This is a genomic window from Jiangella alba (genome assembly GCF_900106035.1).
GTDB lineage: Bacteria > Actinomycetota > Actinomycetes > Jiangellales > Jiangellaceae > Jiangella > Jiangella alba.
In genome coordinates this window covers 1789122-1812284 of record NZ_FNUC01000004.1, presented here as the reverse complement: position 1 = coordinate 1812284, position 23163 = coordinate 1789122, and the positions used below count along the sequence as shown (strand labels likewise).

The following is a 23163-nucleotide window of genomic DNA, read 5'->3' as shown; positions in this document are numbered from 1 at the left end:
GGTCCCATGGAGCTTCGGATCCTCGCCGCGCCGCGCGAGCAGCAGGCGCTCCTCGACCTGCCCTGGGACATGCCGCTGGAGCAGTGGCCCGAGTGGTATCTGGTCGCGCTCCCCCGCGGCATCTCGCGCCACGTCGTCCGGTTCACCCGGCTCGGCCGCAACGTCTACGCGCTGAAAGAGATCGTCAAGCCGTACGCCGACCGCGAGTACCAGATGCTGCGCGACCTCGCCCGGCTCGACGTCCCCGCGGTCCAGGCGGTCGGCGTCGTCAGCGGCCGCGAGGCCCCCGGCGGCGAGCCGCTCGACTCCGTCCTCGTCACCCGGCACCTGCAGTTCTCGCTGCCGTACCGCGCGCTGTTCGCCCGCATGATGCGCCGCGACACCGTCGACCGCCTCATCGACGCGCTGGTCGTGCTGATCGCCCGGCTGCACCTCACCGGCTTCTACTGGGGCGACTGCTCGCTTTCGAACACGCTGTTCCGCCGCGACGCCGGCGCGTTCGCCGCCTACCTCGTCGACGCCGAGACCGGCGAGTTGCACAACGGGCTCAGCGACGGCCAGCGCGCGCACGACCTCGACACCGCCCGCACGAACATCGCCGGCGAGATGATGGACCTCCTCGCCGCCGGCCAGCTGGACGAGAGCGTCGACCCCATCGCCGTCAGCGACCAGGTGGTCGAGCGGTACACGGCGCTCTGGACCGAGCTGACCGAGTGGGAGGCGTTCGACGTCAACGAGCGCTGGCGCATCGCCCGCCGGGTCGACCGCCTCAACGAGCTGGGCTTCGACGTCGACGAGCTCGACATCGTCACCGACATCGGCGGCCGCACCATCCGCGTCCAGCCGAAGGTCGTCGACCCCGGCCACCACTCGCGCCGGCTGCTGCGCCTCACCGGCATCGACGCGCAGGAGAACCAGGCCCGCCGGCTGCTCAACGACCTCGACACCTACGCCGCCGTCACCGAGCAGCAGGGCGAGGACGAAGAGATCGTCGCCAACGCGTGGGTGGTGGACAGCTACGAGCCGGTGCTGCGGGCCATCCCGCGCGAGCTGCGCGGCAAGCTGGAGGGTCCGGAGATCTTCCACGAGGTGCTCGAGCACCGCTGGTACCTGTCCGAGAACCTCGGCCGCGACGTCGGGCTCGAGGAGGCCGCGCGCGACTACGCCGACACCGTCCTGCGGCACAAGCCCGACGAGCTGGCCATCCTCGGCGGCACCAGCGCCGAGGCCGACACCACGCAGCCGTTCCGCGTCACGTGGAGCGACCTCCAGTAACCCGACCTGTTATGGTGCTCCGCGCGGGCACATGACCATTTGGGAACTGGATGAGGCACCACACCATACGTACCCGCACCGTCCTCACGCTCGCGGCCGCCGCTTCCGGCGCCGCTCTCGTGCTCGCCGCGGCGGGCCCGGCGAGCGCCCAGGACGTGCCGCTCACCACCGAGAACCCCCGGCCCAACTCCGCGCCGCTGACCGGCGGCGACGCGGCCTACGAATATGCACCGACCGTCATCGCCGAGAACGGCGTGTACCGCATGTGGTACTGCGCCCAGGACCCCCAGGGCTCCGTGCCCGGCGACGACATCCTGTACGCGGAGTCGCCGAACCTCGACGGCCCGTTCACCGCGCCGGGCGGCGGCGACCCGCTGATCGTCTTCGAGGGCCGCGGCGACGGCAGCTTCGACGGGCAGCACACCTGCGACCCGTCCGTCGTGAAGGTCGACGGCACCTACTACATGTACTACGGCGCGGCGGTGAACGACGGCGCCACCACTGTCGGCGTCGCCCGCAGCTCCGACGGGCTCAACTGGGAGCGCATGACCGACCAGCCGATCATCGCACCGGCGAACCAGCAGGACACCGGCAACGACTACGGCGCCGGCCAGCCCAGCGTGACCTACCTCGACGGGCGGTTCCACCTGATCTTCACCGACACCACCGGTGCCGGCGCGCTGCCGACCAACGGCGCCGGGCAGTTCGCGTGGCGCTCGGCCGACCCGACGTTCGCCACCGGCACCGAGGTGTTCACCGCCGACGGCTGGCAGCCGTCGACCCCGGAGAACTCGCGCGCGTTCTCCGTGGCCAACGCGTTCTCGGCCGACTGGCAGTACTCCGACGAGCTCGAGTCGTTCGTCATCGCCCACAACAACGACGCCGGCCGCACCACGCTGACGTTCCTCGGCACCGAGAACCTCGCCGAGCACCCGTGGGCGCCAGTGAACATCGAGGGCGCGTGGGTCGAGGGCCCGGGCGTCGTGTCGACGCCCGACAAGCACGCCGTCGACGACAACGGCGGCGAGTGCGGCCGGGTGCCGGTCGACGTCATGCACGCCAGCCGGGCCGACGGTGTCCCGCCGCAGGACCTCGTGCACAAGGGCATCGACGTCGTGGCGCCGATCGAGTGCGAGACGCCCACGCCCACCCCGACGCCGACCGAGGACCCGACCGACGAGCCGACCGAGGACCCGACGGAGTCGCCGACCGAGGACCCGACGGACGAGCCCACGGAGCCGCCGACCGACGAGCCCACGGACGAGCCGTCCGAGAGCCCGACTCCGACGCAGGAGCCGACCGAGGACCCGACGCCGTCGCCGTCGCCGACCTCTGACGACGACCTGCCCGACACCGGCGCCGGCAGCACCGGCGTGCTGGTGGCGCTGGGCGCGGCCCTGGTGGCCGGCGCGGCGCTGCTGTACCGGTACCGCCGCGGCACGATGGCGTAACAGCACGATCCGAACGACGAGGGGTGGGCGGCCGCGCGGCCGCCCACCCCTCGTCGTGTGCTGCTCAGATGCGGTAGGGCGCGTCGCCGCGGACGGCGTCGGTGATCTCTTCGTTCACCGGCCGGAGCTCGACCACGCCGCCGACACCGCACGGGATGCGCGCCGCGATGGCGGCCGCCTCTTCGGGCGTCTCGCAGTCGACGAGGTAGTAGCCGGCCAGCAGTTCCTTGGCCTCGAGGAACGGGCCGTCGGTGACGGCGGGCGCGCCGCCGCGAGCCCCCGCGCGCACCGTCAGCACACCGGAGCCGTCGCCGAGGGCGGCCGAGCTGAGCACCGTCCCGGCCTCGTTGAGCTCCTTGAACAGGGTGACGTGCCCCTGCAGCCGGGCCTCCGCCTCGGGGTCGGGGCCCGCGCCCGGGTTGTTGTAGATCAGCATCAGGTACTTCACGGGGATCACTCTCTCACGATCTCGGTGTGACCCAGGTCACAAAACACCATGTCGAAATCCGCTCCGCCACAGCGACGTACCGGATGACAGCGCGATCGAAGAACCTGAGAGAGGGATCACCGTGACGACCATCGACACCTCGGCTCCCGTGGAGCGAGCCGGCAAGCGCGAGTGGATCGGCCTGGCCGTGCTGGCCCTGCCCACCCTGCTGCTCGCACTCGACATGAGCGTTCTGCACCTGGCCGTGCCGCACCTGGCGGCCGACCTCCAGCCGAGCAGCAGCCAGCTGCTGTGGATCACCGACATCTACGGCTTCATGGTGGCCGGCTTCCTCATCACCATGGGCACGCTGGGCGACCGGATCGGCCGGCGCAAGCTGCTGATGATCGGCGCCGTCGCCTTCGCCGCCGCCTCGGCACTGGCCGCGTTCTCGACCAGCGCGGAGATGCTGATCGCGACCCGGACGCTGCTGGGCATCGCCGGCGCGACGCTGATGCCGTCGACACTGGGCCTGATCAGCAACATGTTCAAGGACCCGCAGCAGCGCGGCGTCGCGATCGCGGTCTGGATGAGCTGCTTCATGGGCGGCATGGCGCTCGGCCCGGCCGTCGGCGGGGTGCTGCTGGAGGCGTTCTCGTGGGGCTCGGTGTTCCTGCTCGGCGTCCCGGTGATGGTGCTGCTGCTCGCGACCGGCCCGTTCCTGCTCCCCGAGTACCGCAACCCCGACGCCGGCCGGCTCGACCTCGTCAGCGTGGGCCTGTCGCTGGGCGCCATCCTGCCGATCATCTACGGCCTCAAGGAGCTGGCGAAGGACGGCGTGAGCACGGTGGCGCTGACCGTCGCCGCTGCCGGTCTGGCCGTGGGCGTGGCGTTCGTCCGCCGGCAGCTGCGGCTGGCCGACCCGCTGCTCGACCTGCGGCTGTTCCGTAACAAGCGGTTCAGCTCGGCACTGGGCATCTTCTCCGTCGGCGGCTTCGCGATGGGCGGCATCTTCCTCTTCCTCAGCCAGTACCTGCAGCTCGTCGAGGGCCTGACGGCGCTGGAGGCCGGCCTGTGGCTGGTCATTCCGGCCGCCGCGATGATCGGGGGCACGATGTACGGCCCGGCGCTGAGCCGCAGGGTCGGTGCCGGTTGGGTGATCGGCGGCGGGATGGCCCTCTCGGCCACCGGGCTGCTGCTCATCACGCAGGCCGGCGCCACCGGCGGCCTCGGGATCGTCATCGTTGGCATGATCATCGCCAACGTGGGCATGGGCCCGGGTGCGGCTCTGACGACGGACATCGTGGTCGGCTCGGCCCCGCCGGAAAAGGCCGGCTCCGCCGCGTCGGTCTCCGAGACCAGCGCCGAGTTCGGCATCGCCCTCGGCATCGCGACGCTGGGCAGCCTGGGCACCGCCGTCTACCGGTCCGACCTGACCCTGCCCGCCGGCACCCCGGCCGAGCTGGCCGCCGCCGCCCAGGACTCGCTGCCCGGCGCCACCGTGGCCGCCGCGGACCTGCCCGCCGACGTGGCCGGCCCGCTGCTGGAGTCGGCCCGCGAGGCGTTCATGACCGGTCTCACCACGGTCGCCGGCATCAGCGCCGCTGCCCTGTTCGTCTTCGCGGTGGTCGGTGTGACCCTGTTCCGCCGGTTCCAGCCGGCCGCCCACGCCCCCGAGCCGGAGGCGGCGGACGTCACCGACGCCGAGCCGGAGCCCGTCGCGGCCTGACCTTCGAGCGCTGTCCCGGGAGCCGGGACCGGTCCACCCAGACCGGTCCCGGCTCTCGCGCGTTCAGCGGCCGGGAATCGCCGGCACCGGCCGAACCGGAGGTGCCGCCCGAGTGTCGAGCTTCGTGCTCGCCAGCGCTCGCTCCGTCAGCGTGACGAGGTCGAGCACCTCGCCGGCGATGTAGGCCGTTGCGCCCCGCTCGATCGCCTTGGTGCGCAGAATGCCGGCCTGACGTAGTTCCTCCAGCGCCGCCGTCGCCGCCGGGAACGAGACGTCGAGAATCCTCGTCAGCGTCGTGGCGGTCACCACCGGTGCCTCCGGGAGTTGCTGGAGCAGACGCGCGACGGCCGAGTCCGTCCGTGGCGCCGCCCGCAACCCGATCGAGCTGCGATGACTCGACAGGCGCGCCTCCCACTCGGTCCGCAATTCGTTGATCCGATTACGCAACGAGGACGACTGCTCGACCGCGATCGCTGACGCGTGCACGAACATCTCCAGCCAGTGGTTGACGGCCGTGCTGGCCGCCGCGCTGCCCGCGCCGGCCTCGTGCCGATAGGCGCCCAAGCCGGCGATGTACCGGTCACGCAGTGTGGCGAGCACCAGACTGATCGGCAGCACCGCCTGCTGCGTCGCGCCGCGGCGAGCGAGGACGGTGTGAATGAGGGCCCGGCCGACCCGTCCGTTGCCGTCGGTGAACGGGTGGATCGTCTCGAACTGCGCATGCACGACGGCCGCCTGGATCAGCGGTGCGTGCGCGGCGCCGTTGAGGTAGTCGACGAGGTCGGCCATCAGGTCGGGCACCCGCTCATGCGCCGGCGGAACGAAGTCGGCGCCGATCGGGTTCCAGTCCGACCCGCCGATCCAGTTCTGCACCGTGCGCAGACCATGGTGGCGCGGCTGGTCCGGCAGCAGTGATGCGTGCAGGTCGACGATGCCGTCGACGGTCAGCTGGTCGGCCTCGACCAGCTCCGTTGTCGACCGCCGCACGATCGTCATGTTGTTGGCGACCAGGCGAGCCTGTTCGCTCACGCCCCTCACCGACTCTGACTGCCCCAACTCGGCCAGCGCCACCTGCTGCGGCGACGACGCGATGCCCTCGATGCGGGAGCTGGCGATCGCTTCAGATCGCAGGAGAAAGCGAGCGATCCCCGACAGACCCTCCGCATCTGGTCCGTTCAGGGCACGGAGGTCGCGCTCGACCCGGGTGACCTGCCGGGAGAGATCGCCACGCACGGCGAGGCCGAGACCGTCGATGGCGTCGGGAACGTAGCGTCGATAGGACCCAGCACGTTGCGCCGCCCTGGGCACTCCGGACTGGAGCTGGGACTCCCAGTGCGCAGCTTCCCAGAAAGCCATCTCGATTATCCTTTCATTCACGACGGATCTATTTAAGTTTATGGTCACAAACTTAAACGGTCGCGCGAACGATGCAAGGATAATTACGAGCGCTGGCGCAACGCCTCGTAGAGGACGACGGCGCCGGCGGCGGCCGCGTTGAGGGAGCTGGCGCCGCCGGTCATGGGGATGCGGGCGACGACGTCGCAGGCGTCGCGCCAGGCGCGGCTCATGCCGGTGGTCTCGTTGCCGATCACGACGACGGCGGCGCCGGCCAGCGGGGCGCCCGCCAGCTCCACCGTCCCCGTCTCGTCGGTGCCGACGATCGTCGCGCCGGCGGAGGCGGCCCAGGTGAGCAGCGGCGCCGGGCCGGGCAGCCGCAGCACCGGGATGGTGAACACCGACCCGGTGCTGGCCCGCACCGACTGCGGGTCCCACGGGTCCGCCGCATGCCCCGCCACCACGACGCCGTGGGCGCCGAGGGCGTCGGCCGAGCGGATCAGCGACCCGACGTTGCCCGGCGAAGCGGGCCGGTCGAACACCACGACCAGCGGCGCGGCGACGTCGGGCAGCCGGGAGACGGAGTCGGAGGGACGGCGGACGACGGCGAGCAGTTCGGGCGCGCCGTCGGAGCGCTCACCCAGCTCGGCCAGCAGCGACGGCGCCACCCGGACGACCGGGGCCACCCCGGACGCCATCAGCTCGGCCGCCCATGACGAGGGCCGCGGCCGGCCGTCGAACAGCAGCGACACGAACGGCACCCCGGCCGCGGCGGCCAGCGTGATCGGCCGCACGCCCTGGACCAGCAGTTCGCCGCTGGCCTGCCGCTTCGACCGGTTGGTCAGCAGCGCCTGCCACTGCTGGAACGTGGCGTTGCGCCGTTCGACCACCCTCACCCCGGCGACCGCAGCTCGCGCGAGATGACCAGCCGCTGGATCTGGTTGGTGCCCTCGAAGATCTGCATGACCTTGGCCTCGCGGAAGTACCGTTCGACCGGGTGGTCGCGGGTGTACCCGGCGCCGCCGAGCACCTGGACGGCGTCGGTCGTCACGCGCATGGCGTTGTCGGTGGCGACCAGCTTGGCCACCGACGCCTGGTGCCGGAACGGCATCGACGCGTCGCGGCGGCGGGCGGCCACGACGTACAGCGCGCGGGCCGACTCGACCGCCGCCGCCATGTCGGCGAGCAGGAAGCCGAGGCCCTGGTGGTCGATGATCGCCTTCCCGAACTGCTCCCGCTCGCGCGCGTAGGCGACGGCGGCCTGCAACGCGGCCTCGGCGAGCCCGGTCGCGACGGCGGTGACGCCGAGCCGGCCGGAGTTCAGCGCCTCGAGCGCGATGCCGAAGCCGTCGCCCTCGCGGCCGATGCGCCGCTCGGCCGGCACCCGGACGCCGTCGAGGTTGACGATGGTGGTGGGCGACGCGGTCAGGCCCATCTTCTTCTCCGGCGCGCCGAAGGACAGGCCAGGGAGGTCGGCCGGCACCAGGAAGCACGAGATGCCGCGCGACCCGTCGTCGGAGGTGCGGGCGAACACGGTGTAGAAGTCGGCGATGCCGCCGTGCGTGATCCACGCCTTGGTGCCGGTCAGCACGTACGCGTCGCCGTCGCGGACCGCCCGCGTGGTCAGCGCGGCCGCGTCGGAGCCGGCCTGCGGCTCGGACAGGCAGTACGCGCCCAGCAGGTCGCCGCCGATGAGGTCGGGCAGCCAGCGCTTGCGCTGCTCGACGGTGCCGTGCGTGGCCAGCGGCCAGCAGGACAGCGAGTGCACGCTGACGGTGAGCGCGATGGTGGCCCACCGCTCCGCCAGTTCCTCCAGGACCTGGAGGTACACCTCGTACGGCTGGGCGGCGCCGCCGTAGGCCTCCTCGTACGGCAGGCCGAGCAGGCCGATGCGGCCCAGCGTGCGGACGAGGTCGCGCGGGTACTCGCCCGCCTCCTCGGCCGCGGCCGCGCGCGGGCGCAGCTCGCGCTCGGCGATATCACGAACCAGGCCGATCAGGTCGACGGCCTCGGGCGTGGGCAGCATGCGCTCCACGGACACGTCCGGTTACCTCCGCGGGGTCGCGCCGTGACCGAGGATCGCCCGGACGACGGCGGTCGGTGATCGGCCGTAGCCTACCGTGCCTCGCCGACAGCCCTGGCGCGGGTGACCTCGTAGAGCGCGACCCCGGCCGCGACGCCCGCGTTGAGCGACTCGACGCCGCTCACGATGGGGATGCGCACGACCAGATCGCAGGTCTCGGTGACGATGCGCGACATGCCGGTGCCCTCGGACCCGACCACCAGGCACAGCGGCTGGTCGAGCGCGCGGGCGGCGGCGATGTCGGTGTCGCCGGAGCCGTCGAGCCCGACGACGAACAGCCCGGCCTCCTGGTACGCGCGCAGCGCGCGGGCGAGGTTGGTCGCCTTCGCGACGGGCAGCCGGGCGGCCGCGCCGGCGGACGTCTTCCAGGCGCCGGCCGTCATGCCGGCGCTGCGCCGCTCGGGCACGACGACGCCGTGGGCGCCGAACGCGGCGGCCGAGCGGACGACGGCGCCGAGGTTGCGGGGGTCGGTGACGCCGTCGAGCGCGACGACGAGCGGCACCTCACCGGCGTCGAACGCGGCGGCGACGAGGTCGGCGGGGTCGGCGTAGTCGTACGGCGGCAGCGTCAGCGCCAGCCCCTGGTGCACGGCGCCGCCGGTGAGGCGGTCGAGCTCGGAGCGCGGCGACTCGAGCAGCGGCAGGCCGCGCTCGGCGGCGAGCTTCAGCACCTCGCGGACGCGGTCGTCACTGTCGATGCGCTCGGCCACGTAGAGCGCCTTCACCGGCACCTCGGCCCGCAGCGCCTCGACGACGGCGTTGCGCCCGGCGACGGTCTCGGCGGCGCCGGGCCGCCCGGTGCCGCGGCGCGGCGCGCCGGACTTCTCGGCCGCCTTCCGGGCCCCGGCCGCCTTGCGCGACGCCGGGTGGGCGGGGCGGTCCTCGGCCTTCGGCGTCGGGCCCTTGCCCTTGAGCGCCTTGCGCCGCTGCCCGCCGGAGCCGACGACCATGCCCTTCTTGGTGCCGGTCTTGCGCATGGCGCCGCGGCGCTGGGAATTGCCCGCCATCAGTCGTTTCCTCCGAGATCGCCGGGTTCGTCGGCCAGTTGCCAGCGGGTGCCGTCGGGGTTGTCCTCGACGACGATGCCGGCCGCCTTGAGCCGGTCGCGCAGGGCGTCGGCGGTGGCGAAGTCGCGGTTCTCGCGGGCCGTCTGGCGCTGCTCCAGCACGGTGTGGACGAGGACGTCGACGGCGCCGCGCAGGCGGTCGCCGCCGCTGCCGACCGTACCGAGCCCCAGCCACGGCTCGGCCAGCGGGTCGAGACCCAGCACACCGAGCATGGCCCGCACCGACGCGAGGTTGGCCCGCAGCTCGACCCGCTCGCCGGACGTCAGCAGGGTGTTGCCCTCGCGGACGGTGTCGAACAGCACCGCCAGCGCCTGCGGCACGGAGAGGTCGTCGTCCATGGCGGCCCGGAACGCCGCGGGGACGTCGGCGGCCGGCTGGACGTCGGTGGTCACCTCGGCCGCCCGGACGACGTAGCCCTCGATGCGCCGGAAGGCCGCGGCCGCCTCGGCCAGCGCCTCCTCGGAGAACTCGACGTGGCTGCGGTAGTGCGGCGCGGCGAGGTAGTACCGCAGCTCGATCGGCCGGATGCGCTGCACGACGTCGGCGACCAGCAGCGAGTTGCCGAGCGACTTGCTCATCTTCTCGCCGGCCGTGGTGACCCAGCCGTTGTGCATCCAGGTGCGGGCGAACGGCCGCCCGGCCGCGCGCGACTGGGCCAGCTCGTTCTCGTGGTGCGGGAAGCGCAGGTCGATGCCGCCGCCGTGGATGTCGAACTCGGCGCCGAGGTACTTGCCGGCCATGGCCGAGCACTCCAGGTGCCAGCCGGGGCGGCCGCGGCCGAACGGCGTGGGCCAGGACGCCGTGGGCGGCTCGCCGGGCTTGTGCCCCTTCCACAGCGCGAAGTCGCGGGGGTCGCGCTTGCCCCGCGGGTCGGCGTCGGCGGCCGGCTCCATCTCGTCGATCTTCTGGCCGGACAGCTCGCCGTACGACGGCCACGAGCGCACGTCGAAGTAGACGTCGCCGGAGCCGTCCTCGGAGGCGTAGGCGTGGCCGCGCTCGATCAGCTCGTCCATCAGCTCGACCATCTCGGGGATGTGCCCGGTGGCCCGCGGCTGATAGCTGGCCGGCAGGCAGCCGAGCACCTCGTAGGCGGCGTCGAGCGCGCGCTCGTTCTCGTACGCCCACGCCCACCACGGACGTCCCGCCTCGGCCGACTTGGTGAGGATCTTGTCGTCGATGTCGGTGACGTTGGCCACGATGGTGACCTCGAAGCCGTTGTGCTCGAACCAGCGCCGCAGCACGTCGAACACGACTTCCTTGCGGATGTGCCCGATGTGCGGCGGCCCCTGCACGGTCAGCCCACAGTGGTAGATCCCGACCTGGCCCGGCGTCACCGGGACGAAGTCGTGGATCTCACTGCTGGCGGTGTCGTACAGGCGAAGACTCACCGGACAAGGGTAGCGGGGGTGGACGTCGCCGTTCCCCGATCGCGGCCACGATGGGGAACAATGAACGGTGACCATGGTGACCGACGACGCACAGACGCGAGTGTCCACCCGGCGTGAGTGGCCGTGGTGGGCGCCGTCGGTGGCGGCAGGCCTGGTCAGCGCCGCACTGCTGGGCCTGATGACATGGCTGGTGCTCGAGCGCACCTGGTTCATCGGGTGGGACTGGGACTTCCACGTCTACGTCGACGCCCGCCAGCCCGGCGGCTTCACGAAGTCGGTGCTCGACACCGTGGCGCGCTTCGGCGGGCAGCGGCTCTACACGCTGCCGATCATCGCCGCGGTGGGCCTGTTCGTCGCGTACAAGCAGCGCAGCATCAGGGTGCTCGTCGCCATCGTGTCCGGGCTGGCGACGGTGCTGCTCGTCGGGTACTGGATCAAGTTCGGGCTGGGCCGCACCCCGCCGGCCAGCGGGCAGGACGTCCTGCACGGCGTCGGGCAGGCGTTCCCGTCCGGGCACACCGCCAACGCCACGCTGACGTGGTTCCTGCTGGTCGTGGTGCTGTTCGGGGCCAACGGCCTGAAGCCCGACCCGGTCCGGTTCCGCCGCTACCTCTGGGTGGCCGGCACGCTGGTGGTGGTCACCGGGTTCCTCATGACCGCCCTCGACTACCACTGGGTCAGCGACATCCCCGGTGGCATGGCGCTGGGGCTGCTGGCCCTGATGATCTCGGTGACGGTGCTCAGGGCGCCGCCGCTGCGCCTGCGCCGACGACGGGGGTGAGCCCGCGCGCCTCCAGGTCGGCCCACAGCCCGGGTGCGACGGCGGCGTCCAGCCAGGCGGCGTTCTGGCGCACCTCGGCCGGGCTGCGCATGCCGACGACGGCCGACCGGACCAGCGGGTGACGCAGCGGGAACTGCAGCGCGGCCTGCGGCAGCACGGCGTCGTGATCGGCGCAGACGGCGGCGAGGTCGCGGGCGCGGGCCAGCACCTCCGGCGGCACCACACCGTACTCGTAGGTGCCGGCGGGGTCCGGCTCCGGCGCGGCGAGCAGGCCGGAGTTGTAGACGCCGGCGGCCACGACGGCGGTTCCGGCGGCGGTGCAGGCGGGGAACAGTTCGGTCAGCGCGGGCTGTTCGAGCAGCGTGTAGCGTCCGGCCACCATGACGACGTCCAGCCCGCCGTCGCTGACCAGCCGGGCCAGCGCGGCCGCGTCCTTCGACCCGGCGCCGACGGCGGTGACGGCGCCCTCGTCGCGCAGTTCGGCCAGCGCCGGGACCGCGGTGGCCAGCGCCTCGTCCAGGCGGTCCTCGGGGTCGTGCAGGTAGAGGACGTCGACGTGGTCCAGGCCGAGCCGGGTCAGGCTGTCGTCGAGGCTGCGCCTGATGCCGTCGCGGCTGAGGTCCCAGACCCGGCGGTGGGTGGCCGCGACGGCGAAGCTGCCCTCGTGGTCGGCGCCGCCGCGGTCGTCGGGGACGAGCAGCCGCCCGGCCTTGGTGGACACGACGTACTCGGCCCGCGGCCGGTGCGCCAGCGCGGCGCCCAGCCGCCGCTCGGAGACGCCGAGCCCGTAGTGCGGCGCGGTGTCGAAGTAGCGGACCCCGGCGGCCCAGGCGGCGTCGACGGTGGCGGCCGCGGCGTCCTCGTCGACGGCGGTGTAGAGGCCGGCGATCGGGGCCGCGCCGAACCCCAGCCGCGACAACGTCAGCTCCACACGGCACCGTCCGGGAACCGGTGCGCCTGGATCGACGGCACCAGGATCTCGGTGCCGGCGCCCGGCCGCGTCGGCGCCAGGTAGCGGCCGTTCTCGACCCTGACCGGGTCGGCGAAGTGCTCGTGCAGGTGGTCGACGTACTCGATGACACGGTCCTGCAGGGTGCCGCTGACGGCGACGTAGTCGGCCATCGCGAGGTGCTGGACCGCCTCGCACAGCCCGACGCCGCCGGCGTGCGGGCAGACCGGGACGCCGTACTTCGCGGCGAGCAGCAGGATCGCCAGGTTCTCGTTCACACCGGCGACGCGGGTGGCGTCGATCTGCACGATCTGCGTCCCGCCGGCCTGCAGCAGCTGCTTGAACACGACGCGGTTGGCGACGTGCTCGCCGGTGGCGACCCGGATCGGGGCGACGCGCTGCGCGATGGCGGCGTGGCCGAGGATGTCGTCGGGGCTGGTCGGCTCCTCGATCCACCACGGGTCGAACGGCTCCAGCTCCTTCACCCAGCGGACCGCCTCGTCGACGTCCCAGCGCTGGTTGGCGTCGATGGCGATGCGGATGCCGGGGCCGCAGATCTCCCGGGCGATGGCCAGGCGGCGGATGTCGTCGTCGAGGTCGCCGCCGACCTTCAGCTTGATCTGCGTGAACCCGGCCGCCAGCGCCTCACGGGTGAGCCGGGCCAGCTTGGCGTCGTCGTAGCCCAGCCAGCCGGGGGTGGTGGTGTACGCCGGGTAGCCCTCGGCCAGCAGCGTCGCCGCGCGATCGGCCTTCCCCGCCTCGGCGGCCTGCAGCAGGTGCAGCGCCTCGGCCGGGTCGAGCACGTCGGTGAGGTACCGGAAGTCGACGAGGTCGACCAGCCGCTCCGGCGAGAGGTCGGACAGCAGCCGCCACAGCGGCACCCCGGCCCGCTTGGCCGCGAGGTCCCAGAGCGCGTTCACCACCGCGCCGACGGCCATGTGCATGACGCCCTTCTCCGGGCCCAGCCAGCGCAGCTGCGAGTCGTGTACCAGCCGCCGCCAGGCGCCGCCGAGGTCCGACAGCAGCGCCTCGACGTCCGAGCCCACCATCAGCGGGGCGAGCGCGTCGATCGCCGCGACCTGCACGTCGTTGCCCCGGCCGATGGTGAACACGAACCCGTGACCGTCGGGGCCGTCGTCGTCGGTGCGCAGGACGACGTAGGCGGCGGAGTAGTCGGGATCGGGGTTCATCGCGTCCGACCCGTCCAGCATCCGCGATGTCGGGAAACGCAGGTCGAACGTGTCGAGAGCGGTGATCTGACTCATGGCGGCCCTTTCAATCAACTGGCGCGGGGACGCGTAACATCCGATGTCTGTCTCGGACAGTCTGCCACGACCTCGGGGCGATGCTGTGGTCTGACCACGGTGACGTAGGATGTCTCGCAATCGATCCTCGATGAAACGGGAGCGGACGATGGGTGAATTCGATGGCCTGACCGCGGTGGTCACCGGCGGCGCGTCGGGCATCGGGCTGGCGGCGGCACGGCGGCTGGCCGCGTCCGGCGCGTCGGTCGGCGTGCTCGACCGCTCCGTCGACGACGCCCCGTCCGACCTCTACGCCGTCCGGTGCGACGTCACCGACTCCGACGGCGTCACCGCGGCCGTCGACGCCGTCGCCCAGCGGTTCGGCGGCCTCGACATCGTCGTCAACAACGCCGGCATCGGCGCCGCGGGCACCGTCGAGGACAACGACGACGACGAATGGCACCGCGTCTACGACGTCAACGTCGTCGGCATGGTCCGCGTCACCCGCGCCGCGCTCCCCCATCTGCGCAAGTCCCAGCACGCCGCCGTGGTCAACGTCTGCTCCATCGCCGCGACCACCGGGCTCCCCCAGCGCGCCCTCTACTCCGCCACCAAGGGCGCCGTGCTGTCGCTCACCCAGGCCATGGCCGCCGACCACCTGCCCGACGGCGTCCGCGTCAACGCCGTCAACCCCGGCACCGCCGACACCCCGTGGGTGGCCCGCCTGCTCGACGCCGCGCCCGATCCCGCCGCCGAGCGGGCCGCGCTCGAAGCCCGCCAGCCCACCGGCCGGCTGGTCCCGCCCGAGGACATCGCCGCCGCCATCGCCTACCTCGCCGGGCCGTCGGCCGGCTCCGTCACCGGCACCACCATCGCCGTCGACGGCGGCATGCAGGCCCTGCGGCTGCGACGGTGAGCCGCGGGCCCCGCCTCGTACCCGTAAACTGTCCGGCTGACACGCAGGGGTGATGGCCGAAGCGGAGGACGACGGGTGGAGTTCGGGGTTCTGGGGCCGCTGCGTGCCCTGGCCGACTCCGGCGCCGACGTCACCCCCGCGGCCGCGAAACAGAGCCTGCTGCTGGCCGTCCTGCTGTGTCACCGCGACGAACCGGTGCCGGCCGACCGGCTGGTCGACCTGCTGTGGGACGACGCTCCCGCGTCGCGCACGAACCTGCAGGTGCACGTGCACCGGCTGCGCCAGCGGCTCGGCGCCGACCGCATCGCGTTCGGCCCGGCCGGGTACCAGCTGCGGGTCGGTGACGACGAGGCCGACGACGCGCGGTTCGAGCGCACGGCCGCCCGCGGGCACGCGGAACTGGCCGCCGGCGATGCCGCCGCGGCGCACCACACTCTGAGCGAGGCGCTCGACCTGTGGCGCGGCTCGCCTTACGCCGGCTACGAGGAGTCCGAGCCGGTGCGGGTGCAGATCGCGCGGCTCACCGAACTGCGGCTGGTCGCGCTGGCCGACCGGCTGCGCGCCGGCCTCGCGCTCGGCCGGGCCGCCCAGGTGGTGGGTGAGCTGGTGGCGCTGGTGTCCGAGCATCCGCTCCGCGAGGAGCTGCGCGGACTGCTCATGCTCGCTCTGCATCGGTCCGGGCGCACCGCGGAAGCGCTGGAGGCCTATGCCGAGGGCCGGCGCCTCGCCGTCGACGAGCTCGGCATCGAGCCCGGCGTGGAGCTGCGCGAGCTCCATCAGTCGATCCTGACCGACGACGGCGGCATCGCGGCGCCCCGCCCGGCCGAGCCGCGCCCGGCGCCGTCGGAGCTGCCCGCGGCCGAGGCGTCCTTCGTCGGCCGCGAGACGCTGCGCCGCGAGCTGGTCGAGCGGCTGCGCGGCGGCGACCACGCGATCGTGGCCATCAGCGGCCCGGGCGGGGTCGGCAAGTCGGCACTGGCCCGGCAGGCGGCCAACGCGGCGGCCGACGCCTTCCCGGACGGCCAGCTCTACCTCAACCTGCAGGGCTCGACGCCGGGGGCCGAGCCGATCCCGCCGCGGGACGCGCTGAGCCGGTTGCTGCGCTCGCTGCGCGTCCCCGACAGCGACATCCCCACGACGACCGACGAGGCGGCCGCCGCGTTCCGGTCGGTCACCGCCGACCGCCGGCTGCTGATCGTGCTGGACAACGCGGCCGACGCCGCCCAGGTGCGGCCGCTGCTGCCCGGCCTCGCGTCGGGGTCGGCCGTGGTGGTGACCAGCCGGGCGGTGCTCGGCGCCCTGGACGTCGCCCGGCACCTGCGGCTGACCGCGCTGAGCGAGCGCGAGGCCGTCGCCCTGCTGGGCCGCCTGGCCGGCGCCGACCGCGTCACCGCCGACCCCCGCGCGGCGGCCGAGATCGCCGCCATGTGCGACCGGCTGCCGCTCGCCCTGCGCATCGCCGGCGCCCGGCTGGTGGCACGACCGGACTGGTCGCTCGACGCGCTGCGCGACCGGCTGCGCGACAGCACCGCGCGCCTGGACGAGCTCGAGCACGGCGACCTCGCGGTGCGGGCCAGCTGTGCCGTCGGGTTCCTCGCGCTGCCGAAGGAGACCGCACGCACGTTCGTCGCGCTCGGGATGCTGCATCTCGCCGACGCCACCCCGGCGGTCGTCGCGGCGCTGACCGGCCAGCCGGTGGCGGTCGCGACCCGCCAGCTGGACCGGCTGGTCGAGGCCGGGTTGCTCGACGCCGCCGGCGCGGACCGGTACACGCTGCACGACCTGCTGCGGTTCTACGCCCGCGAACGCGCCACCGAGACGTCCACGCCGGCCGAGCGGCGAGCCGCCCGGATGCGCGTCGTCCACCACCAGCTCGCGACCGCCCGGGCGGCCATGCACGTGGTGGCGCCGGGGCGGGTCTGGCGGCAGCGGACCGGCATCCGCGACGAGGAGCTGACCGAGCCGCCGCTCGGCTTCGCCGACGGCGAGGCGGCCGGCGCGTGGATCCGCGCCGAGGCGACCGGCCTGGTGGCGTCGGTCCGGTACGCCGCGACGCTGCCCGGCGACGGCCCGCCCCTGGTGGCCGCCCTGTCCGCGGCGCTCGTCCAGCTCTTCCACAGCCAGAACCTGTGGCCGGAGCTGGCCACCGTCCCGGCCATCGCCCTGAGCGTGGCGGAACGGGCCGAGCTGCCGGAGCTGACGGCCGCGGCGCGGCACGACCTCGGGATGGCGGCGGCGATCCGGGGCCGGCCGGACGAGGCCATGGTCGACCTCCGTGCGGCGCTGCGGCTGTTCGACCAGCTCGCCGACACCCCCGGTCAGGCGCTGGCGCTGGACTCGTTGGGCAACGCGTCGCGGCTGGCCGGCCGGCTCGACGACGCCGTCGGCTACCACCGCCGGGCGCTGGCGATCCTGCGCGCCCGCGGTGATCGAGGAGCCGCGGCCCGGACGCTGAACAACCTGGCCTGGTCGCAGCACGTCCACGGCGACGAGGCGCTCAGCGCCTACCAGGAGGCCCTGCGCGCCTACACGGAGATCGGCGACCAGCTCGGCGCCGGCGCCGTCCTGCTCAACCTCAGCCAGCTGCACCTCGACCAGGACCAGCCCGCCGACGCCCTCACGGCCGCCGAGCAGGCCGCCGCGGTGTTCCGCCGCTTCGGGCACACGCGCCGGGACATCGTGGCCCAGTGGCGCATCGGCTCCGCGCGCCACCACCTCGGCGACCTCGACGGCGCCCGCGCGGCATGGCGGCACGCCCTCGAACTCCTCCGCGACGGCGGCGCGCTGACCGACGCCGAGGTCGCCGAGATCATGACCGCGCCCGTCCCCGAACCACCATCGGTGCTGCGCGACACCTGACCATCGCCGCCGCCACCCCCTAGATTGGGCGTACGGAACGCTTGGGGGGTGGGCCGTGACCAGCGAGTCGTCGGTGATGCTGACCGTGGTCCTCGCGGTCGCCGTGCTGGCGCCGATCGTCGCCGACCGGCTCTCCCGGGTGGTCATGGTGCCGTCGGTCGTCCTGCAGATCGGGCTCGGCATCCTCATCGGCCCGGCGGTGCTCGACTGGGTGCGCCCGACCGGCGTCGTCGACGCGCTGTCCGATCTCGGGCTGGCGTTCCTCATGCTGCTCGCCGGCTACGAGCTGAAGTACGCGCGCATCCGCGGTGCGCCGCTCGGGGCGGCCGCGGCGGCCTGGCTCGTCTCACTGGTCCTCGGCATCGGGGTGGGACTGCTGATCGCCGGCACCGACGCCGGGCTGGTGGTCGGGCTGGCTCTGACCACGACGACGCTCGGCGTCGTCCTGCCCGTGCTGCGCGACCGCGGATTGCTCGGCACCGACTTCGGGACCCGGTTCATGGCCGTCGGCGCGACCGGCGAGTTCCTGCCGATCGTCGCGATCGCCTTCGCGTTGAGCGGCGAGCGCCCCGCCCATACGACGGCGGTACTGCTGGTCTTCGCGCTGGTCGCGGGAGGCGCGGCCGCACTGGCTCGGCGACCGCGGCACCCGGCCGTGGCCCGGCTGGTCACCGTGACGCTCGGGACCAGCGCCCAGGTGGCGGTCCGCTTCTGCGTGTTCGTCTCCGTCGCCATGGTGGCGCTCGCGGAGAGCCTCGACCTCGACCCCGTGATGGGCGCGTTCGCGTCCGGCGTCGTGATCCACCTCTTCCTGGACACCGGCGTCCCCCGCGAGTCCGACGAGGTGCTCGCACGACTCGAGGGCATCGGGTTCGGTTTCCTCATCCCGATCTTCTTCATCGTCAGCGGCGTGCGCTTCGACGTCGACGCGCTGGCGGACCCGTCGACGCTGGCGTTGGTGCCGGTGTTCCTCGTGCTCTTCGTCGCCGTGCGCGGTGGCCCGGCGGGCCTGCTGCAGGTCCAGGTCCTGGGTGCTCGCTCCGCGACGGCAGCGGGGCTGCTGGCGGCGACCGCCCTGCCACTGCTCGTGGTCATCACGCAGATCGCGCAGGACGAGGGGGTGTTGTCGTCCGGCATGTCGAGCGCGCTCGTGGGCGCCGGAATGCTGTCGGTGTTGGTCCTGCCGGCGATCGCGCTGCGACTCGTCGGCCCGCCACAGGAGCACCGGCGCGGCTGAGCTCAGGGGATCAGCCGAGTAGCAGGGCGGTGGCGACGGCGGCGAGGCCCTCGCCGCGGCCGGTGAGGCCGAGGCCGTCGGTGGTGGTGCCGCTGACGCTGACCGGCGCGCCGATGGCGTCGGACAGCACGGCCTGGGCCTCGTCGCGGCGGGTGCCGACGCGCGGGCGGACGCCGATGACCTGGACCGACGCGTTGGCGATGGTGAACGACGCGGCCCGCACCAGCCGGGCGGTCTCGCCGAGCAGCGCGACGCCGGAGGCCCCGGCCCACTCCGGGCGGTCGGTGCCGAAGACGGCGCCGAGGTCGCCCAGGCCGGCGGCGGACAGCAGCGCGTCGCAGACGGCGTGCGCGGCGACGTCGCCGTCGGAGTGGCCGACCGGACCGGCCGGTTCGTCCGGCCAGTGCAGCCCGGCCACCCAGCACGGACGGCCGGGCTCGATGCGGTGGACGTCGACGCCCAGCCCGACCCGGGTCATACGGCGGCCGCCCGCCGTGCGAGCACCGCCGACGCGAGCAGGAGGTCCTGCGGCCGGGTCACCTTGAACGCGTCGGCGTGCCCCGCGACGACGTGCACCGCCAGCCCGAGCCGCTCGACCAGCACGCCGTCGTCGGGTGCGTCGACGTCGCCGCGCTCGACGGCGGCCGCGTGCGCCCGCTCGAGGACGCCGCGGCCGAAGCCCTGCGGTGTCTGGACGGCGCGCAGCGCGGCGCGGTCGGGTGTCGCGGTGACCATGCCGGCGGCGTCGACCACCTTCAGGGTGTCGACCACCGGCAGGCCCGGGATGACGGCGTCGTGCCCGGCCAGGACGTCGGCGGCGACGGCGTCGAACAGCTCGGGCGGCGCCAGGCAGCGGGCGGCGTCGTGCACCAGCACGGCCTCGGTGTCGGCGGGCAGCGCCGCCAGCCCGTTCGCGACCGAGTGCTGCCGCGTCGACCCGCCCGGGACGACGGCGGCCGCACCGGCCAGCGCGGGATCGTCCTCCATGCCGTCGGGCGCCACCACGACGACGTGTGTCACTCGCGCGGCGGCGGAGGCGGCCCGCAGCGCATGCCAGACCAGGGGACGTCCGCCGATGTCGACGAACGCCTTCGGGCGACCTTCGCCCAGTCGCTCGCCACGACCGGCGGCGACCACGATGCACGCAACGCTCACGACGGGATCATGCCCCGTTCGACGCGCGTGTGTCAGCCTGCAAGGACCTCGTCGAGCAGTGTCTCGGCCTTGTCCTCGTTGGTGTTCTCGGCCAGGGCCAGTTCGGAGACGAGCACCTGGCGGGCCTTGGCCAGCATGCGCTTCTCGCCCGCGGACAGCCCGCGGTCGCGCTCGCGCCGCCAGAGATCGCGGACGACCTCGGCGACCTTGATGACGTCGCCGGACGCCAGCTTCTCGAGATTCGCCTTGTACCGGCGCGACCAGTTGGTGGGCTCTTCGGTGTGCGGCAGGCGCAGCACCTCGAAGACGCGATCGAGCCCTTCCTGGTTGACGACATCGCGCACGCCGACGAGGTCGACGTTGTCCGCCGGAACGCGAACGGTCAGGTCGCCTTGCGTGACCTTGAGGACGAGGTACTGACGTTCCTCTCCTTTGATGACCCGGGACTCGATCGCCTCGATGAGCGCGGCCCCGTGATGGGGGTAGACAACCGTTTCGCCGACCTTGAAAGTCATGTGTTCCTGTCCCCTTTCCCCCACCGATGATAGCACGATTTTCACGACCCGGATAAGCGTTTGTGCTGGTCAGCGCCAGTGATGGGGGTTGACAAAAGCCCATTCGGCGTGCTGCGGTCGCTCGTCATACGCGGCCGGGAGTCGATCCGTAGTGTCCGTTTAGCCCCTTTCCAAGGTCGTCGATCTTGCCGTCCCACCAGGTAGGAGCGGGTGCCGGTGACCGGCCGCCCGGACGGCGCCGGTACTGTGGTCCGCGGTCTGTCCAGTGTGAGCGCGCTTTCGAGGAGCACGTGGTGAAGGTTGCTGTCCGGCGTCTGGTTCTCGCCGCCGCCCCCGTCCTGATGCTGGGCGCGGCCGGCTGCAGCATCCACGAACAGACCCAGCGGTGGTACTCGGCAGACAACGGCATCAACGCCGAGGCCGGCGACATCGGCCTGCGCAACGTCCAGGTCGTCTCCGACGGCGACGGCACGGCCACCGTCATCGCCACCCTCACCAACCGCGGCGACAACGACGACGAACTGGCCGAGGTCCGCATCGGCGACGTCACCGCCGACATCGCCGACGGCCCGCTCGAGCTCCCGGTCAGCGGCGTGGCCGACCTCGGCCCCGACGCCGACCGCGTCGACGGCTTCGACGTCGACGCCGTCCCCGGCTACACCGTCTCGGTCGAGTTCCGCTTCGAGAACGCGCCGCGCACCACCGTCCAGGCGCTGGTCCGCCCGGCCGAGGGCGCCTATGCCGAGGCACTGCCGGCCGAGCCGGCGCCCGGCACCGAAGAGCCCACGGACGGGCCCACGGAGACCCCTGGCGACCAGCCGACGGAAGAGCCCACCAGCACCGCGACGCCGTAACCGCCGGGCCGGGCGCCGTCGCACCGGGCGCGGTTCCGCACATCGGCTTGTGCAACAGATCGCTTGCGCAAGCATCTCGTTGCACATAGGCTCGGCGGCATGCCCACCGCCATCGACGACGACCTCGACGCCGCCTTCGCCGCCCTCGGCGACCCCACCCGCCGGGCCATCGTCGCCCGGCTGGCCCGCGGCGAGGCGACGGTCACCGAGCTGGCCGAGCCGTTCGACCTCACCCACCAGGCCGTCTCCCGGCACGTCGGCATCCTGCGCCGCTGCGGGCTGATCCAGCAGCGGGTCGACGGGCAGCGGCGGCCGTGCACGCTGCAGGCCGAGCGGCTGCAGGAGCTGGCCGGCTGGATAGCCGAGCAGCAGCGCGAGTGGGCGTCGCGGCTCGACCGCCTCGAGGACCACCTGGCCCGGGTGCGGCAGCCGTGACGACGCACGCCCGCCTCGACGGCGATCAGCTGATCGCCACCCGCCACCTCGACGCCGAGCCGGCGCTGGTGTGGGCCGCGTTCACCACGCCGGAGCACCTGGCCGCGTTCTGGGGCGGCGACCACGCCACCGTCCCGCCCGGCTCGGTCACCGTCGACCTGCGCGCCGGCGGATGGTTCGAGCTGGAGACCCGCGGACCCGACGGCTCCGGCCGCCGGCTGCGGTTCCGCTACGACGTCGTCGAGCCGCCGGAGCTGCTGGTGCTGACCGAGCCAGACAGCGGCATCACCACCGAGATCCGCCTCACGCCGTCGGGCGCCGGCACCACCGTCGTCGTGCACCAGCGACGGCTGCCGCCGGAGCTGCGCACCGAACCGGCCCGCGCCGGCCTGGCCGGCATCCTCGACCACCTCGCCACCGTCCTCGCCACCCCTGGGAGCACCCGATGACCACCCGAGAGCAGCTCGTCCACCGCTACCTGGACGGCTTCCGCCGCAGCGACCACGCGTCGATCCTCGCCTGCCTCACCGACGACGTCGTCTGGCACGTGCACGGCTGGCGCAGCACGCACGGCAAGGCGGAGTTCGACGACGAGATCGAGAACCCGGCGTTCGAGGGCAGCCCCACGCTGACCGTCGAGCGCACGGTCGACGCCGGCGACGTCGTCGTCGTGACCGGCACGGGCGCCGGGCGGCACCGTGAGCACGGCCCGTTCCGGTTCGTCTACAGCGACCTCTTCACGTTCCGCGACGACCTGATCGCCCAGGTCGACTCGTACGTCGTGCCCGTTCAGGCCTCGAGCTTGTAGCCGAGGCCGCGCACCGTCAGCAGGTAGGTCGGCGCCGCCGGGTCGGGCTCGATCTTCGCCCGCAGCCGCTTCACGTGCACGTCCAGCGTCTTGGTGTCGCCCACGTAGTCGGCGCCCCAGATGCGGTCGATCAGCTGGGCCCGGGTGAGCACCCGGCCGGCGTTGCGCAGCAGCAGCTCGAGCAGCTCGAACTCCTTCAGCGGCAGCCGGACGGAGCTGCCGTTGACGGTGACGACGTGGCGGTCGACGTCCATGCGGACCGGGCCGGCGCCCAGGACCGCCTGGCTGGCCTCGGCGGGCTCGGTGCCGCGGCGCAGCACCGCCCGGATGCGCGCGACCAGCTCGCGCGAGGAGAACGGCTTGGTGACGTAGTCGTCGGCGCCCAGTTCGAGCCCGACGACCTTGTCGACCTCGGAGTCCTTGGCGGTCAGCATGATGACCGGGACGTTCGAGCGCTGCCGCAGCTGGCGGCACACCTCGGTCCCGGACAGGCCCGGCAGCATGAGGTCGAGCAGGACCAGGTCGGCCCCGCCCCGGTCGAACTCGTCGAGGGCGTCGTCGCCGGTCACGGAGACGGCGACCTCGAACCCCTCCTTCCGGAGCATGTACGACAGGGCGTCGCTGAACGAATCCTCATCCTCGACGACGAGCACGC

General features: G+C 73.2%; 23 protein-coding genes. 11 read left to right on the top strand and 12 right to left on the bottom strand.

The window, feature by feature from the left end:
* The first annotated feature begins 6 nt into the window (after window positions 1-6).
* The gene (locus BLV02_RS26290; protein ID WP_069108894.1) at window positions 7-1275 is read left to right on the top strand and encodes a DUF4032 domain-containing protein; all 1269 of its coding nucleotides are present in this window, start codon (window positions 7-9) and stop codon (window positions 1273-1275) included.
* A gap of 50 nt (window positions 1276-1325) precedes the next feature.
* A complete protein-coding gene (locus BLV02_RS26285) occupies window positions 1326-2726 on the top strand; it encodes an LPXTG cell wall anchor domain-containing protein (RefSeq protein ID WP_069108895.1) in 1401 nt (466 codons plus the stop codon).
* A gap of 64 nt (window positions 2727-2790) precedes the next feature.
* On the opposite strand, the gene BLV02_RS26280 is transcribed toward BLV02_RS26285, so the two are convergent.
* Window positions 2791-3174: a YciI family protein gene (locus BLV02_RS26280; protein WP_069109547.1), complete on the bottom strand. Its 384-nt coding sequence runs from the start codon at window positions 3172-3174 to the stop codon at window positions 2791-2793.
* A 115-nt stretch (window positions 3175-3289) separates the two neighbouring features.
* Here BLV02_RS26280 and BLV02_RS26275 point away from each other — a divergent pair, with 115 nt between their 5' ends.
* Window positions 3290-4882, top strand: coding sequence for an MFS transporter (locus BLV02_RS26275; protein WP_425432598.1), 1593 nt, complete (start codon window positions 3290-3292; stop codon window positions 4880-4882).
* A 63-nt stretch (window positions 4883-4945) separates the two neighbouring features.
* On the opposite strand, the gene BLV02_RS26270 is transcribed toward BLV02_RS26275, so the two are convergent.
* The 5 genes from BLV02_RS26270 to cysS form a co-directional block, all read right to left on the bottom strand.
* On the bottom strand, window positions 4946-6238 hold the full coding sequence (locus BLV02_RS26270; protein ID WP_069108897.1) for a Fic family protein: 1293 nt from the start codon (window positions 6236-6238) through the stop codon (window positions 4946-4948).
* 83 nt (window positions 6239-6321) lie between these two features.
* The gene (locus BLV02_RS26265; protein ID WP_069108898.1) at window positions 6322-7113 is read right to left on the bottom strand and encodes a TrmH family RNA methyltransferase; all 792 of its coding nucleotides are present in this window, start codon (window positions 7111-7113) and stop codon (window positions 6322-6324) included.
* Entirely contained in the window at window positions 7110-8258 is a 1149-nt protein-coding gene (locus tag BLV02_RS26260) for an acyl-CoA dehydrogenase family protein (protein ID WP_074946682.1), read from the bottom strand. The genes BLV02_RS26265 and BLV02_RS26260 overlap by 4 nt, the downstream gene beginning before the upstream one ends.
* A 74-nt stretch (window positions 8259-8332) precedes the next feature.
* The gene (gene rlmB, locus BLV02_RS26255; protein WP_069108899.1) at window positions 8333-9307 is read right to left on the bottom strand and encodes a 23S rRNA (guanosine(2251)-2'-O)-methyltransferase RlmB; all 975 of its coding nucleotides are present in this window, start codon (window positions 9305-9307) and stop codon (window positions 8333-8335) included.
* Window positions 9307-10755: a cysteine--tRNA ligase gene (cysS, locus tag BLV02_RS26250; RefSeq protein ID WP_069108900.1), complete on the bottom strand. Its 1449-nt coding sequence runs from the start codon at window positions 10753-10755 to the stop codon at window positions 9307-9309. The genes rlmB and cysS overlap by 1 nt, the downstream gene beginning before the upstream one ends.
* 76 nt (window positions 10756-10831) lie before the next feature.
* Here cysS and BLV02_RS26245 point away from each other — a divergent pair, with 76 nt between their 5' ends.
* A complete protein-coding gene (locus BLV02_RS26245) occupies window positions 10832-11536 on the top strand; it encodes a phosphatase PAP2 family protein (protein ID WP_171906617.1) in 705 nt (234 codons plus the stop codon).
* Here BLV02_RS26245 and BLV02_RS26240 read toward each other — a convergent pair.
* Complete coding sequence (locus BLV02_RS26240; protein WP_069108902.1) at window positions 11496-12467, bottom strand: aldo/keto reductase; 972 nt, start codon at window positions 12465-12467, stop codon at window positions 11496-11498. The genes BLV02_RS26245 and BLV02_RS26240 overlap by 41 nt on opposite strands.
* Window positions 12458-13750 carry an L-fuconate dehydratase gene (locus tag BLV02_RS26235; RefSeq protein WP_069108903.1) on the bottom strand — a complete coding sequence of 431 codons (1293 nt, stop codon included), beginning with the start codon at window positions 13748-13750 and terminating at the stop codon, window positions 12458-12460. Before BLV02_RS26235 ends, BLV02_RS26240 begins: the two co-directional genes overlap by 10 nt.
* Window positions 13751-13898: 148 nt before the next feature.
* Between BLV02_RS26235 and BLV02_RS26230 the strand changes: the two genes are divergently transcribed.
* The 3 genes from BLV02_RS26230 to BLV02_RS26220 all read left to right on the top strand — a co-directional run bounded on the left by BLV02_RS26230 (window position 13899) and on the right by BLV02_RS26220 (window position 18741).
* The gene (locus tag BLV02_RS26230; protein ID WP_069108904.1) at window positions 13899-14645 is read left to right on the top strand and encodes an SDR family NAD(P)-dependent oxidoreductase; all 747 of its coding nucleotides are present in this window, start codon (window positions 13899-13901) and stop codon (window positions 14643-14645) included.
* 75 nt (window positions 14646-14720) lie between these two features.
* Window positions 14721-17504: an AfsR/SARP family transcriptional regulator gene (locus BLV02_RS26225; RefSeq protein WP_069108905.1), complete on the top strand. Its 2784-nt coding sequence runs from the start codon at window positions 14721-14723 to the stop codon at window positions 17502-17504.
* Between the two features lie 55 nt (window positions 17505-17559).
* Window positions 17560-18741 (top strand): cation:proton antiporter, encoded by a 1182-nt coding sequence (locus BLV02_RS26220; protein WP_216093930.1) that lies wholly within the window; start codon window positions 17560-17562, stop codon window positions 18739-18741.
* 10 nt (window positions 18742-18751) lie between these two features.
* Here the strand turns inward: BLV02_RS26220 and ispF are convergent, their stop codons facing one another.
* From ispF to BLV02_RS26205, 3 genes are read right to left on the bottom strand one after another with little or no spacing between them, the layout of a single operon-like run.
* Window positions 18752-19219 carry a 2-C-methyl-D-erythritol 2,4-cyclodiphosphate synthase gene (ispF, locus tag BLV02_RS26215; RefSeq protein WP_069108906.1) on the bottom strand — a complete coding sequence of 156 codons (468 nt, stop codon included), beginning with the start codon at window positions 19217-19219 and terminating at the stop codon, window positions 18752-18754.
* Entirely contained in the window at window positions 19216-19896 is a 681-nt protein-coding gene (gene ispD, locus BLV02_RS26210) for a 2-C-methyl-D-erythritol 4-phosphate cytidylyltransferase (RefSeq protein WP_216093931.1), read from the bottom strand. The genes ispF and ispD overlap by 4 nt, the downstream gene beginning before the upstream one ends.
* A 32-nt stretch (window positions 19897-19928) precedes the next feature.
* Window positions 19929-20411 carry a CarD family transcriptional regulator gene (locus BLV02_RS26205; protein ID WP_046771200.1) on the bottom strand — a complete coding sequence of 161 codons (483 nt, stop codon included), beginning with the start codon at window positions 20409-20411 and terminating at the stop codon, window positions 19929-19931.
* A gap of 293 nt (window positions 20412-20704) precedes the next feature.
* Between BLV02_RS26205 and BLV02_RS26200 the strand changes: the two genes are divergently transcribed.
* The 4 genes from BLV02_RS26200 (at window position 20705) to BLV02_RS26185 (ending at window position 22508) form a co-directional block, all read left to right on the top strand.
* The gene (locus BLV02_RS26200; RefSeq protein WP_141711337.1) at window positions 20705-21265 is read left to right on the top strand and encodes a hypothetical protein; all 561 of its coding nucleotides are present in this window, start codon (window positions 20705-20707) and stop codon (window positions 21263-21265) included.
* Window positions 21266-21364: 99 nt separating this feature from the next.
* The gene (locus BLV02_RS26195; RefSeq protein ID WP_069108908.1) at window positions 21365-21700 is read left to right on the top strand and encodes an ArsR/SmtB family transcription factor; all 336 of its coding nucleotides are present in this window, start codon (window positions 21365-21367) and stop codon (window positions 21698-21700) included.
* Entirely contained in the window at window positions 21697-22149 is a 453-nt protein-coding gene (locus tag BLV02_RS26190) for an SRPBCC family protein (RefSeq protein WP_069108909.1), read from the top strand. The genes BLV02_RS26195 and BLV02_RS26190 overlap by 4 nt, the downstream gene beginning before the upstream one ends.
* Window positions 22146-22508 carry a nuclear transport factor 2 family protein gene (locus tag BLV02_RS26185; RefSeq protein ID WP_069108910.1) on the top strand — a complete coding sequence of 121 codons (363 nt, stop codon included), beginning with the start codon at window positions 22146-22148 and terminating at the stop codon, window positions 22506-22508. The genes BLV02_RS26190 and BLV02_RS26185 overlap by 4 nt, the downstream gene beginning before the upstream one ends.
* On the opposite strand, the gene BLV02_RS26180 is transcribed toward BLV02_RS26185, so the two are convergent.
* Complete coding sequence (locus tag BLV02_RS26180) at window positions 22490-23161, bottom strand: response regulator (protein ID WP_483867460.1); 672 nt, start codon at window positions 23159-23161, stop codon at window positions 22490-22492. The genes BLV02_RS26185 and BLV02_RS26180 overlap by 19 nt on opposite strands.
* Between the last annotated feature and the right edge of the window lie 2 nt (window positions 23162-23163).